This window comes from Methylomonas sp. TEB (assembly GCF_047777895.1).
In the GTDB taxonomy this organism is placed as follows: Bacteria; Pseudomonadota; Gammaproteobacteria; order Methylococcales; family Methylomonadaceae; genus Methylomonas.
The window spans coordinates 4,859,642-4,873,148 of sequence record NZ_CP180476.1; the positions used below are offsets into that span (position 1 = coordinate 4,859,642).

The 13,507-nt window shown below is 50.4% G+C and carries 18 protein-coding genes; 10 read left to right on the plus strand and 8 right to left on the minus strand.

Translation table 11 applies throughout. From position 1 onward, the window contains the following. Positions 1 to 52: 52 nt before the first annotated feature. The 6 genes from ACMXD4_RS22065 to ACMXD4_RS22090 all read right to left on the minus strand — a co-directional run bounded on the left by ACMXD4_RS22065 (position 53) and on the right by ACMXD4_RS22090 (position 2,734). On the minus strand, positions 53 to 736 hold the full coding sequence (locus ACMXD4_RS22065; RefSeq protein WP_171697189.1) for a YggS family pyridoxal phosphate-dependent enzyme: 684 nt from the start codon (positions 734 to 736) through the stop codon (positions 53 to 55). Beyond that, a complete protein-coding gene (gene tatC / locus ACMXD4_RS22070; protein WP_171697188.1) occupies positions 729 to 1,484 on the minus strand; it encodes a twin-arginine translocase subunit TatC in 756 nt (251 codons plus the stop codon). Before tatC ends, ACMXD4_RS22065 begins: the two co-directional genes overlap by 8 nt. Beyond that, the gene (gene tatB / locus ACMXD4_RS22075; RefSeq protein WP_026602621.1) at positions 1,459 to 1,782 is read right to left on the minus strand and encodes a Sec-independent protein translocase protein TatB; all 324 of its coding nucleotides are present in this window, start codon (positions 1,780 to 1,782) and stop codon (positions 1,459 to 1,461) included. Before tatB ends, tatC begins: the two co-directional genes overlap by 26 nt. An 8-nt stretch (positions 1,783 to 1,790) precedes the next feature. After that, a complete protein-coding gene (tatA, locus tag ACMXD4_RS22080; RefSeq protein ID WP_033156884.1) occupies positions 1,791 to 2,006 on the minus strand; it encodes a Sec-independent protein translocase subunit TatA in 216 nt (71 codons plus the stop codon). Between the two features lie 23 nt (positions 2,007 to 2,029). After that, positions 2,030 to 2,350, minus strand: coding sequence for a phosphoribosyl-ATP diphosphatase (locus ACMXD4_RS22085; RefSeq protein ID WP_171697187.1), 321 nt, complete (start codon positions 2,348 to 2,350; stop codon positions 2,030 to 2,032). Positions 2,351 to 2,533: 183 nt separating this feature from the next. Beyond that, positions 2,534 to 2,734 (minus strand): hypothetical protein, encoded by a 201-nt coding sequence (locus tag ACMXD4_RS22090; protein ID WP_192393628.1) that lies wholly within the window; start codon positions 2,732 to 2,734, stop codon positions 2,534 to 2,536. Between the two features lie 142 nt (positions 2,735 to 2,876). Here ACMXD4_RS22090 and ACMXD4_RS22095 point away from each other — a divergent pair, with 142 nt between their 5' ends. From ACMXD4_RS22095 to typA, 4 genes are all read left to right on the plus strand, one after another. Further along, a complete protein-coding gene (locus ACMXD4_RS22095; protein WP_020484211.1) occupies positions 2,877 to 3,779 on the plus strand; it encodes a LysR family transcriptional regulator in 903 nt (300 codons plus the stop codon). Then, complete coding sequence (locus ACMXD4_RS22100) at positions 3,776 to 4,345, plus strand: class I SAM-dependent methyltransferase (protein ID WP_415879387.1); 570 nt, start codon at positions 3,776 to 3,778, stop codon at positions 4,343 to 4,345. Before ACMXD4_RS22095 ends, ACMXD4_RS22100 begins: the two co-directional genes overlap by 4 nt. 12 nt (positions 4,346 to 4,357) lie before the next feature. After that, on the plus strand, positions 4,358 to 4,750 hold the full coding sequence (locus ACMXD4_RS22105) for a rhodanese-like domain-containing protein (RefSeq protein WP_319961570.1): 393 nt from the start codon (positions 4,358 to 4,360) through the stop codon (positions 4,748 to 4,750). Positions 4,751 to 4,857: 107 nt separating this feature from the next. Beyond that, positions 4,858 to 6,666, plus strand: a complete 1,809-nt coding sequence (typA, locus tag ACMXD4_RS22110) for a translational GTPase TypA (RefSeq protein ID WP_415879388.1) — start codon at positions 4,858 to 4,860, stop codon at positions 6,664 to 6,666. 69 nt (positions 6,667 to 6,735) lie between these two features. Here typA and ACMXD4_RS22115 read toward each other — a convergent pair whose 3' ends face one another. Continuing rightward, positions 6,736 to 7,548 (minus strand): sulfite exporter TauE/SafE family protein, encoded by an 813-nt coding sequence (locus ACMXD4_RS22115; protein WP_033156889.1) that lies wholly within the window; start codon positions 7,546 to 7,548, stop codon positions 6,736 to 6,738. A 215-nt stretch (positions 7,549 to 7,763) separates the two neighbouring features. Here ACMXD4_RS22115 and ACMXD4_RS22120 point away from each other — a divergent pair, with 215 nt between their 5' ends. The 4 genes from ACMXD4_RS22120 (at position 7,764) to yfbR (ending at position 10,635) form a co-directional block, all read left to right on the plus strand. Beyond that, positions 7,764 to 8,156: a hypothetical protein gene (locus tag ACMXD4_RS22120; RefSeq protein WP_415879389.1), complete on the plus strand. Its 393-nt coding sequence runs from the start codon at positions 7,764 to 7,766 to the stop codon at positions 8,154 to 8,156. Positions 8,157 to 8,576: 420 nt separating this feature from the next. Continuing rightward, a complete protein-coding gene (locus ACMXD4_RS22125; RefSeq protein ID WP_415879390.1) occupies positions 8,577 to 9,032 on the plus strand; it encodes a hypothetical protein in 456 nt (151 codons plus the stop codon). 194 nt (positions 9,033 to 9,226) lie between these two features. After that, entirely contained in the window at positions 9,227 to 10,012 is a 786-nt protein-coding gene (locus tag ACMXD4_RS22130; RefSeq protein ID WP_415879391.1) for a TIGR02281 family clan AA aspartic protease, read from the plus strand. Further along, a complete protein-coding gene (gene yfbR / locus ACMXD4_RS22135) occupies positions 10,012 to 10,635 on the plus strand; it encodes a 5'-deoxynucleotidase (RefSeq protein ID WP_205452524.1) in 624 nt (207 codons plus the stop codon). Before ACMXD4_RS22130 ends, yfbR begins: the two co-directional genes overlap by 1 nt. Here yfbR and ACMXD4_RS22140 read toward each other — a convergent pair. Further along, a complete protein-coding gene (locus ACMXD4_RS22140) occupies positions 10,630 to 11,328 on the minus strand; it encodes an NUDIX hydrolase (RefSeq protein WP_205452523.1) in 699 nt (232 codons plus the stop codon). The two genes, yfbR and ACMXD4_RS22140, sit on opposite strands and share 6 nt — an antisense overlap. A gap of 128 nt (positions 11,329 to 11,456) precedes the next feature. On the opposite strand from ACMXD4_RS22140, the gene ACMXD4_RS22145 reads away from it, so the two are divergent. Continuing rightward, positions 11,457 to 12,305, plus strand: coding sequence for an isochorismatase family protein (locus tag ACMXD4_RS22145; protein WP_205452522.1), 849 nt, complete (start codon positions 11,457 to 11,459; stop codon positions 12,303 to 12,305). Between the two features lie 9 nt (positions 12,306 to 12,314). Next, complete coding sequence (pncB, locus tag ACMXD4_RS22150; protein ID WP_205452521.1) at positions 12,315 to 13,505, plus strand: nicotinate phosphoribosyltransferase; 1,191 nt, start codon at positions 12,315 to 12,317, stop codon at positions 13,503 to 13,505. Positions 13,506 to 13,507: the final 2 nt, after the last annotated feature.

Below are 13,507 nucleotides of genomic sequence, written 5' to 3' on the forward strand. Positions count from 1 at the left end.
TGAAAAATGGGGATTTATCGGAAAATACCCTGCATTATCCATGAAAAACAAATTATTGGCTAGGACGCTCGCCGAACAGCGCCGTGCCGATCCGCACCAGCGTTGAGCCTTCGGCAACCGCCGCCTGTAAATCGCCACTCATGCCAAACGAAAAAGTATCGAGATCGTGACGATCAAGTTGCCGCACTGCCTGATAGAGCCGCCGATACGGCAGGCATTGCGCCTGATAATCCTGTTGCGGCTCCGGAATCGCCATCACGCCGCGTAAACGCAAATTGGGCAGCTTACCGACTTGTTCGATCAGCACCGGCAAATCCGCCAATTCAATGCCGGATTTGCTCGCTTCATCGCTGATATTGACCTGCAAGCAGATATTCAAAGGCGGCAAATAGTCCGGACGCTGCTCGCTGAGGCGTTCGGCTATTTTTAGGCGATCAACACTGTGCACCCAGGCAAAGTGCTGGGCAATAGGCTTGGTTTTATTGGATTGAATCGGCCCGATGAAATGCCAGCTAATATTGAATGCCGCCAATTCCTGCTGTTTTTTCAGCGCTTCCTGTAAATAATTTTCGCCAAAATGGCGCTGACCGAAACGGTAGGCTGCAGCAATATCGGCGGCGGGCTTGGTCTTGCTGACCGCCAATAACTGCACACTCCCCGGTGAACGCTGCGCATCGATTTCGGCCTGGCGGAGCTGCTTGCGTACCGTGGTGAATCGCTGAGCAATACTATTCACGATCCTCAGCCGCCGACTCTTTTTTGACGAACAATCGTGAAAACAGCAATCCGGATTCAAACAACAACCACATCGGCACCGCTAACAGAGTTTGCGACAAAGCGTCGGGCGGCGTCAAAAACATCGCGATGACAAACACCCCAACGATGACATACGGCCTTTTTTCAGACAGCGTTTCCGGGGTGATGATGCCGGTCCAGACCAATACAATAGTGAAAATCGGAATTTCGAACGATAAGCCGAAGGCAAAAAACATTGCCAATACAAAATCCAGATAAGTGGCTATATCTGTCATCACCGCCACGCCGGCCGGCGCCGCCGACGTGAGATAGCCGAATACCAGAGGAAATACCAAAAAATAGGCGAAGGCCGCACCACTGTAAAACAACAGCGTACTAGCCAATAACAGTGGCGCCACCATCAGTTTTTCATGGCGATATAAGCCGGGCGCCACAAAACCCCAGAACTGGTAAAGAATGAAAGGAATGGAAACGAACACCGCCACCACAAACGCAAGCTTGAACGGCGTGAAAAACGGCGAGGCCACATCGATGGCAATCATCGTACTGTTTTTCGGCATGTGCACTAACAGCGGCTCGGCCAGATAGGCGTAAATCTCGTTGGCGTAGCTTGCGGTACCAACAAATACCAGCAGCACGCATAACACGACCTTTAACAGGCGGTCGCGCAGCTCGACTAAATGGCTAAAAAATGACTGCTCGTTATCCAGCGGCGCTTGGCTTGTCATCGTCCTGATTGATTTCTGTCGCTGCCTGAGCATTGAAGTTAATATCGTCGAGAGCTGACTGAGTATCCTGCACCACTTTCTGCAATTCGCCGGCTATGGACTGCTGCTGGATTAACTGGCGCATTTCCTCAGCGTGCAATTCCTGTTTAATTTCCGCCTTAGCAGTGGCCAACACAGTACGGGCTTTTCCCACCCAAAACCCAGCCAAGCGGGCCGCTTTCGGCAATTTTTCCGGGCCCAGCACCAATAGTGCCACCAAACCCACCATCAACAATTCTGAAAAACCGACGTCGAACATATCGCAGACTAAGCTCGGTCTTTTTCTTTATTAGTGACTTCGCCTTCCAAAGGCTCCTCTTCCTTGCTTGCAATCGCCTTATCTTCACTGCCTTCCTTAACGGCAGAACGAAAGCCCTTAATCGCTTCGCCAAGATCGGCGCCGATATTTTTCAGGCGCTTGGTGCCAAACACCAAGATCACGATAACCAAAACCACTAATAAATGAGGGATGCTTAAACCCATTGTTCACTCCTTAATTTTTACTATCAGGAAATATCGCGCTGCGCTTTTTCCTGTAAACCGGACAATCCGAAGCGCCTTTGCAACTCACTGATCACATGTTCCGGGCCGAGTTCCTGATGCGCCAACATCACCATGCAATGAAACCAAAGATCGGCAGTTTCATACACAATTTTATCCTTATCGCCATCTTTGGCGGCAATCACCGTCTCGGTAGCCTCTTCGCCGATTTTTTTCAAAATATGATCCAAGCCCTTGGCGTATAAACTGGCTACGTAGGACTGATCGGCGGTTTGCAACTTGCGCTGCTCAAGAACCTCGGCCAATTGCTGTAAAACTTCGCTCATTAGCTTTTGTTTGGATTGAAAATTGCAAAATCATAGCACGTTGCCGAGGCAGCCCAAAAAAATCTATCGGCAAAAAAAAGCCTCCCTATGCTTGCGCAGAGGAAGGCAAAAAAACCAGCGGAGTGCTTAGAAGGAGGTTCCGCTCGTTATTACAACACCAGGAGGTAGTTACAAATTCTTGGATCAGCTATTCAGCAGCGCCTTAGTCGACATATTGCTAAATATGGAGGTGACAGCGAACAGCATAGTAGAGATGACGAACAAGCCGGAAATAAAGCTCCAAACACCGACAATAAAAAGAGCGCCTATTAAGATGTCTTTTTTAAAGTCGTTCATTGTGCTCAAATTCTCTATTTTTAAATCTTGCGCTTGACAAGACTTCATGTGCTTGCTCTTCAGTTGCAGCGCACTATACAGGATAGAAAAAAGTTTACAATTAGGCTTTTACTAAATAAATTGTATACAATTTAGAAACAATAAAAATGTCAACGCTTTTTGGTGAATTTTTTACTTTCCAGGAGATACCATGGACAAACTAACCAGCATGAATGTCTTTGTCCGCGTCGCCAAAGCAGGCAGCTTTGCCGGGGCCGCCAAGGATCTCGACATTTCCAGGGCCATGGCGACCAAACATATCATGCAATTGGAAAGCGAGCTGAATACGCGACTGTTCAACCGTACGACCCGCAGCTTAAGTTTAACCGAAGCCGGCGAGGCATACCTCGAGCGTTGTCAGCAGGTTTTACTCGATGTGGCCGAGATGGAATCGGCAATCACGCACTTGCAAACGGAACCTCGCGGCACCCTAAAAATTCTCGCACCGCCGGTCATTGGCGCCAGCCATATTTCGCCGGGCTTGACCGAATACCTAAAAAACTACCCCGACCTGTCTGTGGAGATGGTGTTGAAAGGTGGGCAGGTCGATTTGATCGATGAGGGCGTGGACTTAGCGATTTATCTGGGACAGTTGAACGATACCAGCCTGGTGGCCCGAAAGCTGGCCAGCTCGTCACTGGTCGTTTGCGCGTCCCCGGAATATCTTAAAGCACATGGCACGCCGCAAGATCCTGAAGACCTGGAAGACCATAGTTGCTTGATCAACTGGGCGATCCCGCCGCGTAACAAATGGCGTTTCAAGGGCATACTCGGCGAACGCACCGTTACTGTCACAGGCCGGATGCAGGCCAACATGGCCGATCCGATCCGCAACGCTGCGGTAAACGGCTTGGGCCTGATCATGTTGCCGCGCTACATCGTCGGTCGCGACATCGAGCAAGGCCGTTTACAAGTGGTCATGGAGCAATACGGCATCGCGCCGTTGGAGATTTATGCGGTTTACCCACACCGCAAATATTTGTCCGCCAAAGTCCGTTCGTTTTTAGAGTTTATTCAAGCCTGGCTACCGCATCGAATCGGCATGAACCCATGACCGATCTGCAGAGTAAGTGGGACGCCATTTATCGAGATTCCGCCGCCTCACCTGCGCCAGCCGAGGTGTTGGCGCAGCATCGATATTTGCTACCCAAGCAAGGCAAAGCGCTGGAATTGGCCTGCGGCATCGGCGGCAACGCGATATTACTGGCCGAATCCGGGCTGGCCGTCGATGCCTGGGATATTTCCTCGGTCGGCCTGGGAATATTGCAACAACAGGCTGCCGAAAAAGGCCTTTCCATCACCACTCAGCAATGCCATATCAGCGCCGAAACACTTACAAATCAAACTTTCGACGTGATTGTCATCAGTCGTTTTCTTGACCGAACCCTGTGTAATGCGATAATGGCAGCCTTGAAACCGGGCGGCCTGCTGTTTTATCAAACATTTACCCGCAACAAACTTGACCAACAAGGCCCCAGCAATCCCGAGTATTTACTGGCAAACAACGAGTTATTGCGGCTATTCAGCCCCTTAAGCATAGTTTTTTACCAAGAATACGCAAAACTCGGCGATGTGCGATTCGGCAATAGAAACGAAGCCTGTTTTATCGGGCAAAAATAAAGCGGTAAATTAATGATAGAAAATCTCGACCCCAAACAATCCTGGGCGGTATTACAAAGCAATCCGGCAGCGGTACTGATCGATGTCAGGACAGCCATTGAGCACAGCTTTGTCGGCCACCCGCCGCAAGCCATTCATGTGGCCTGGAAAGAATTTCCCGGCATGCAGTTAAATACGGGTTTTGTGGAGCAAGTACAACAGCACGCCCCAGATAAAGCCGCGCCGATACTGCTCTTATGCCGCAGCGGACAACGCTCTGTAGACGCCGCCAAAGCCCTGGAAGCGGCAGGTTATCAGCATCTGATCAACATTCTGGAAGGCTTCGAAGGCCCGCTGGATGAAAACAAACACCGCGGCAATACCGGTGGCTGGCGTTTTCACGGCTTGCCTTGGCAACAAAGTTAATCCCTCAGCCAACCGGTCCGCGCCCGCGCGCGAACCAAAACTAAATCCCGCTGGGCGGCTTGTCCGTTCGGCCTATCTGTTCCTTAAAAATCATCTAGTAAATTATTGTGATAGAAAAACTCAGAAACATCGCGATCATCGCCCACGTCGACCACGGCAAAACCACCCTGGTTGACCAACTTTTACAGCAATCCGGCACCTTCGACGCGCACACCAAAGTCGACGAACGGGTGATGGACTCCAACGCGCTGGAAAAAGAACGCGGCATTACCATTCTGGCGAAAAACACCGCGATCGACTGGAACGGCTATCACATCAACATCGTCGACACCCCAGGACACGCCGACTTCGGCGGCGAAGTTGAACGGGTTTTATCGATGGTGGATTCAGTTTTATTGTTAGTTGACGCGGTCGACGGCCCGATGCCGCAAACCCGCTTTGTTACCAAAAAAGCCTTTGCCTTGGGTTTAAAACCGATTGTGGTGATCAATAAAGTAGACCGTCCCGGCGCGCGCCCTGATTGGGTCGTCGACCAAACTTTTGACTTGTTCGATAACCTCGGCGCCACCGATGAGCAATTGGATTTCCCGATTGTGTATGCCTCGGCGTTAAATGGTTTCGCCGGCCTGGAAGCCGACGTATCCGGCGGCGATATGACTCCGCTGTTTCAAACTATTGTCGATAAAGTATCGCCGCCGCCGGTTGATGTGGACGCACCGTTCCAAATGCAAGTCATCAGTCTGGATTACAACTCCTACGTCGGCGTAATCGGCATCGGCCGTATCAAGCAAGGCAAAGTCTCGCGCAACATGCCATTGACCATTATCGATAACGAAGGCAAAACCCGTAGTGGCCGCATGCTGAAACTGTATGGTTTCCATGGCTTGGAGCGCGTTGAAGTGGAAACCGCGCAAGCCGGCGACATCATTGCCTTCTGCGGTATCGAGAATCTGAAAATCTCGGAAACCTTGTGCGACCCTAACAATGTAGTTGCCTTGCCGCCGCTATCGGTCGATGAACCGACCGTGAGCATGACCTTTCAGGTCAACAATTCGCCGTTTGCCGGTAGAGAAGGTAAATTCATTACCACTCGCCAAATTTACGACCGCTTACAAAAAGAGTTACAGCACAACGTGGCTCTGCGTGTTGAAACCACCGACGATCCGGATAAATTTAAAGTGTCCGGTCGTGGCGAGTTGCACTTGTCGGTATTGATCGAGAACATGCGCCGCGAAGGTTTCGAGCTGGGCGTTTCGCGCCCGCAAGTGATCATCAAAGAAATTGACGGCATCAAACAAGAACCGTTTGAAAATGTCACAATTGAAGTGGAAGAGCAGCACCAAGGCACCATCATGGAAAAATTGGGTGACCGTAAAGGCGACCTGAAAGATATGGTACCTGATGGTAAAGGCCGTATCCGCTTGGAATATGTCGTGCCTTCCCGTGGTCTATTGGGCTTCCAGACCGAGTTCCTGACCGCAACCTCCGGATCGGGCCTGTTCTATCACGTATTCGACCATTATGGCCCTGTGAAAGAAGGCGCGGTCGGTAATCGTGTGCGTGGCGTGTTGATTTCCATGGCCAAAGGTAAAGCGGTCGATTATTCACTGTATCCGCTGCAAGCTCGCGGTGAGTTGCTGGTGGTTAATGGCGATGAAATCTACGAAGGTCAATTGGTCGGTATCCATTCTCGCGGTAACGATTTAGTGGTTAACCCGACCAAGCCCAAACCTTTAACCAACATTCGCGCGGCGGGCTCTGACGACAGCTTGACCTGCGCCAAAATTCAAAAAATGACGCTGGAACAAGCTTTGGAATTTATCAGCGATGACGAGTTGGTCGAAGTGACACCTAAATCAATTCGTCTACGTAAAATCTTATTGACTGAAAACGAACGCAAACGCGCGCCGAAATAGACAAACAAAAAAAGCCGTGCTCGTCGCAAAGACGAGCACGGCTTTTTTATTCAGAAAACCAGATTGGGCTTATTGCAATACGAATTTTAAGCCTATCACCAGCAGTAAAGTCGCTAACACCGGACGCAAAAAATATTCGGGAATCTTCGCACTTAGATGACTGCCGACCCAAATACCCGGCACCGACCCCAGCAGCAAGCTGATCAGTAAATCCAGATCGAAATTCCCCAGGCTCAAATGCCCCAAACCAGCTACCGCGGTTAAAGGAATCGCGTGCGCCAAATCGGTGCCGACAATTTTCAAGGTCGTCATTCTTGGATAAAGAAATAGCAAAGCAACTGTTCCCAAAGCTCCGGCACCAACCGACGACAATGTCACCAACACCCCCAGCACCGCACCAGTAAAAACCGTTGCAACTTTTTCCCACCGTGGTGAAAATCGGCCACTATTTCCCTGGTTGCTGTGTTCGTCATCAATCTCCGCACTCTTGGACGCTTTGCGCAACAGAATACTGCGAACCAACAAGGCTAGAGCGGTCAGCAACAAGGCCACACCCAAGGTAAAGGTAATTGCACCGGTCACTTCCTTGCCAACCTCCATCAGATTTTTCAACACATAAAGTGTTACACCTGCAAAAGGCAAGCTACCCAACGCCAACCAGCCGACGATTTTCCAATCTACCGAACCGTGCTTACCGTGATGAACAAACACCCCGGCGGTTTTCGTAATCGACGCATACAGTAAATCCGTGCCTACCGCGACGGCCGGTTTAAAGCCAAACAAAAACACCAGAAGCGGTGTCATCAACGAACCGCCGCCAACCCCGGTAACACCCACCAACATACCCACGGCAAAACCAGATGCCGTATACATTAAATTCATAGACAATCACCTTAAACTTCATAATATTCGATAAGTGACTTCATTATGCCAGCGCAATCACTTAGCTTATTAATGATTAAATTGCATATGTATATTTAATTTTTAGATATTTATCGGTCTGAGCGCACAATCGCTCAACACCTAAATGACTGAGTCCGACTCCATCTTTTAGTAAACTGACGAGTATTCACTAAAATCCAACTTTAGGGGGATTTATGGTTAAGCAAGCGATAATTTTGGTATTTGGCTGGCTTTTGTCAGGCACGGCCTTCGGCGATCAAGATGACTGGGTCTACACGCCACGTCAGCAACCGCAGCAACGACAATACCGGCAGCAACCCGAGCAGCGGCAATACAATCGCCGAGACGATTACAGCAATGACTATGAACAGGATCGTGATCGTGATTTTCAAGACTATCAAAGAAATCAAGGCAATCAAGGTTTTCAGGGCTATCGAGGCGGCTATCGCGGCTACGTTCCTCAGCCTCCGACCGGCTATCAGGCTCCCGCCGACTATTATGGGTTACCGCCAGTAAGGGGTTTTGTCTACCCACCGCAACCTCAGCAAATGCCGGGATTCGAGAATCACCAACGCGGACGCTGGTAACTGTAAAACTAACTATTGATCTTTAGCATGAAAAAGGGCATCAGGCTTTCGACATCTCTTCACTCAGATTGACCTTACGATACTGAGCGTTTTTGTCGGGAATTCGATAAATTGTCGGACAGTTGGCAAGCGTTCCCGAAGATAGAGCTTTTTGCGGGTTTTGAGATAGCGATGAAAGGGCTGGGTTTGCATTTACAAGGAAACTCTTAACACATTGATTGCACTGGCGGCCCGACAAACTTACCACGAACGGAATCAATAACATATGCTTCTCCTTGAGCCTGCCGGAAGACTTACTCGAAGCGGCCTTAAGTTTTAAAAACAAACAGTTATTGCCGAATTTTGGCACCGGCGGAAATTGGTCATGATTTTGCTTGGCGGTTAATGCCTGTCCAAATCAAATCGACTAAGGGGAATAAAATGTTTGAACACAAAAATCTTGACGGCACATGGAACCGCGTTGTTTCAACAAACGATGCGTATCTGAGTGGTGATATTCTGGAAACGCGGGATATGGTCGGCACCGAACCCGAGAAAATCGCGCGTATGCAATTTGCTGTGATCGGCCAGCGCCTGGTCGAGCGTTGCCTGCCGCCGGAAGCCTTGAGTGAAACTTGGGCGCAGGATGCCGGCAAGCTGCCTTGGTGGGATTCGGTAAAAAACCCGCCGCATATGGGTATTATCGCCGACTTCAACAGCCACAACGGCGGTTTGCATCGTATTCCTTTCGACGCCAATCATAACGTCGTTGGCTTTGCCAGTGATGGCGAGGAAATCGTTCTCGGTAAAGGCGTGTACACAGTCACCCGCAAAAGCGATGGCAAAGAGTTGAGCGCTGCATCGCAAAGTGAGCTGCGCGCGTTGTATTTCGCATAAGCGGTGGATTGATCGGCACTGGACCCGGTTAACCCGGTTTTATTAACCCGGCCCTCAAACATCGTTGCTCCCGCTTAAGCGGGAGCCCCGTTTTCTCACTCCCGCTCACCGGTATGCTAAGTTTTAGGTAATAATCGGCGCTAGCTGAGAATGCTACGAGTTTTTTCGCTGAACGCAGATTGTCGGAACGGAACATGGGCATACAGGATCGCGACTACTACCGGGAAAAATATCAACCAGGGTCTAATATTGCCGGCCCTGATGTGGTCGCTCATCGGACGACGCAGCGGGATCGCGGAAAATCCGGTCACAGCGGCATTCGCTATCTTTTGTTTCCGGTCTTAACCATTGCCGCCCTGTGGTACGGCGCCGATGCCTTTTTGAGGTTCCAACAGTCCAAAAGGCAGACGGAGATACCGCTTCCGGCGGCTATGGCTCCGCAAGCCCAACCACAATCTAATCTGATTACTCCCAAAGCCGGCGGCGTGGTTTTAAAAACCGACCCGCAAGGCCATTTTCGCGGTACGGTGTTAGTCAATAATGTGCCTATGCCTTTTCTAATCGACACCGGAGCGACCAAAACCGTGATTCCGAGCAGTATGGCAATCCAAGCCGGTTTGCCCTTCGGCGGCGTGGTGCAATCCAATACTGCTGGCGGCAAAGTAGCGGATCGCGCGACTCAAATCACAAGCTTGGTTCTGGGTAGTGCTGTCATTAAAAATCTTGATGCGCACATCAACGACCACCTGGATGAAGTGTTGATTGGCATGAATACTTTAAAATATTTCCAGATCACGCAAACCGGCAATACGCTGACTTTGTTAGCCAATAACCAAGCCGGCATCAGACCGGCCAGCCAATACGTGGACAGCCTGGAGAACTTGGCCGCCAATCAATCTGCCAAAAAGCCCACGACCATCAAAAAAACCGTGCATTGCGATGAACGCCAGGTTTGCACAACAACCTATAGCGATCATTAATGCCGGCCATTAGCAGCAGTTTTTATGCTTACCTATCGCGCTTGCGTTGGATCAAGCGTTGGGGTTTGAAGCGCAACGCCCATGAAGAAAATGTCATGGAGCATAGCTGGGAAGTGGCGGTGATTGCCCACACGCTGGCCTTAATCAAAAATCGCTATTTTGACGGCCAACTCGATGCCAATGCGGTCGCCACCGCCGCGTTGTATCATGATGTAACCGAAGTGATTACCGGCGATTTGCCGACGCCGATCAAATACCACTCGCCGGCGATTCTGGGTGCTTACAAGCAAATCGAACAACAGGCCGAAACCGAGCTGTTGAACTTGTTGCCGGGCGCATTGCGCGAGGATTTTCGCTCGTTTATTCAACACGAAAACCTGCCGGATGTTCATCAGCACATCATCAAAGCAGCCGACAAGATTTCCGCTTATCTAAAATGCCAGGCCGAACTCAAAGCCGGCAACACCGAGTTTGAAATGGCCGCCGCGCAGTTGGCTCAGAATATTCATGAATTGCAACAGCCGGAAGTAGTGTTTTTTATGCAGGCGTTTGCGCCGAGTTGCGGCTTGACGCTGGATGGCTTAATGCAAAAAAGCGATGCCGAAAAAGGCCGGACTCTATAATCCGCGCACCAATAGTTTTAACTGATTTTTAAATTCGCTTTTCAACCGATAAAGCTGCGCGGGCCTATGCGCGCCGGCTGTTTCGGTTTGCCCTTCTACTGTTTCCAGCACCCCCAGTTCCTCCATTTTTCGTCGAAAACTGACTTTGTTCAGGGTCTCGCCTAAGCAAGCCTCGTACATTTTCTGCAATCTCGGCAAGCTAAAGGTTTCACCGGCCAAGTAACAAGGCAAGGAGGAATACTGCGACTTGTTACGAATCCGCTCCACCGCCGCGGCAATGATGTCGTTATGGTCAAACGGTAGGCGCCGCAAGGCATCCACTGCACAAATAGTCAGGCCGGGATGGTTTGCGGACAAGATCAAATCGGCATCGACCAAAGCAAAATACACCACCGAGATTGACCAGCCGCGTGGGTCCCGCGCTGCGCCGGCAAAGGTTTTCAGTTGCTCTAAATAGGGCGGCAGCAAACCGGTTTTTTGTTGCAGGATGCGTACCGCGGCGTCCAGGCAATCCCTATCGTCTTGCGCGTGAATATACCCGCCGGGCAAGGCTTCCTGGTTTGCGTAAGGTTCTTTGTCGCGTTTGGACAGCGTAACGCACAAGCGATCTTCTTGGATGATCAGCAAGACAATATCAACAGTTGAAATAATGGGTTCGAGCATAGCAATATTGAGTTGGGCTACTTGAGGCATCTTAGTTAGTAAAGAATTATAACTATACCTGCATAAAAAATAGCGCACGATAAATTTTTGTTAGTTGCATTATGTAACTAACAGGGTTAAGCTAAGCCCATCTCAACTATCGTCGCAGGTTAAAGCTCATGGCAAATACTCAATTACTGATCATTGATGCGCAAAACGACTTTTGCGATAACACCCCCGAAGGCTATGCTCCGGCCCTGCCCGTGCCGGGCGCCTATCAGGATTGCCTGAGACTGGCGCAGTTGATTGAACAAGCCGGACTTGCCATTGCCGGCGTTATCGCCACGCTCGATACCCATCACATGATCGATCTGGCACACAACAGCTCTTGGCTAACTGCAGAGGGTGTAGCCCCACCCCCATTTTCCCGGGTGACTGCCGCTGACTTTTTAGCAGGCCGTTATCGCCTGGCCGTCACACCGGTGTCACCGGAGCAAAACGATTATGTTCTAAACTACCTGCAACAACTGGAGCAGATGCAGCGGCCTTTTATCCTTTGGCCGCCGCATTGTTTAATCGGGACACCGGGACACAAGCTTAACCCCGAGTTGGCGCAAGCCTTAAGCCATTGGGAAACGCGAACCTGCAAACCCGTTACGCTGGCGCAAAAAGGCGAAAACATTTGGACGGAAAGCTTTTCCGCACTAAAAGCCGTCATCCCGGACCCTGCCGATCAGGCCACGCAGTTGAATCGAGCACTACTGGAAATACTCGCTGAGTCGGATCGTTTATTAATCGCCGGCCAAGCCAGCAGCCATTGCGTCAAGGAGACGATCAGCGACATCTTGCAGTTCGGCGCCGCCGAGCTAAAACGCAAGCTAGTGATCCTGACGGACTGCATGAGTCCTATCAGTGGATTCGAAGCGGCGGTCGAACAATTTTTTACCGAACTGCGCGCACAAGGCATTCGTTTGGCAACCAGCGCCGAAATGGCTTTGGAACTGGTCCCCGAAAATAACCCATACTAAGGAATGCACATGACTCCCATCGTCAAAAGCCTGCTCGAAAACGATTTGTACAAATTTCCGATGTGGCAAACCATGCTGCATAAGCGCCCGGAAGCCAGCGCCGAATACGACTTTATCTGCCGGAGTACGCCGGAATACCCGCTGGCCGACTTGCTGGCTGATGTCAAACAAGAGCTGGACCACCTTTGTTCGCTGCAATTTGCCGACGACGAGTTGGTCTATTTAGCCAAACTACGTTACTTAAAACCCGATTTCATCGAGTTCCTGTCCTTGTTTCGGTTTAGAAGCAAATACATCAAGGCATTTGCGGAAGGCGACACCCTGAGAATTCAAGCCCAGGGTCCGCAAGTGCATGTGATGAATTTCGAGATATTTTGTTTGTACATCGTCTCGGAACTGTATTTTCGCCGCTTCGATCAAGCGGCGCTGCTGGCGGAAGGCAGACGCCGCTTGCAGGCAAAATTAGCTACCCTTAAAGCCTTTGCCGAGCAACCCGCAAAAACCCATGCCTTCGAGATTTTCGATTTTGGTTTACGGCGGCGCGCCTGGAGTAGCTGGCAAGAAGAAGTGGTGCGGACCTTTCAAACCGAAGTGCCCGGCTTGTTTAAAGGCACATCCAACGTCTATTTGGCCAAAAAATTTGGTTTAACGCCGATCGGCACCATGGCGCATGAATATCTGCAATCCTACCAAGCCCACGTGGTGCGGCTGCGCGAGTTTCAACGTATGGCCTTGGAAGATTGGGCGCAGGAGTTTCGCGGCGATTTGGGTGTGGCGTTGACCGACACCATTGGGATGGATGCATTTTTGCGCGATTTTGATTTGTATTTTGCCAAGTTGTTTGACGGCCTGCGGCATGACTCCGGCGATCCGGTGATTTGGGGCGAAAAAGCCATCGGCCATTATCAAAAACTACGCATCAATCCGCATGGCAAACGCTTGGTGTTCTCGGATGGACTGGATATTCCCAAGGCAATCAGTCTTTATCAGCACTTTGGTGATCGCATTCAGTTGGGCTTTGGGATCGGCACAAATTTAACCAACGATCTTGGCGGCCCCAAGCCTTTGAATATTGTGATGAAGCTGGTGCGCTGCAACGGCGACCCGGTGGCGAAATTGTCCGACGCCCCCGGCAAAACTTTATGCAATGACCAAACCTTTATCGCCTACTTGCGGCAGATTTTTAATCACTACGCCTAAAT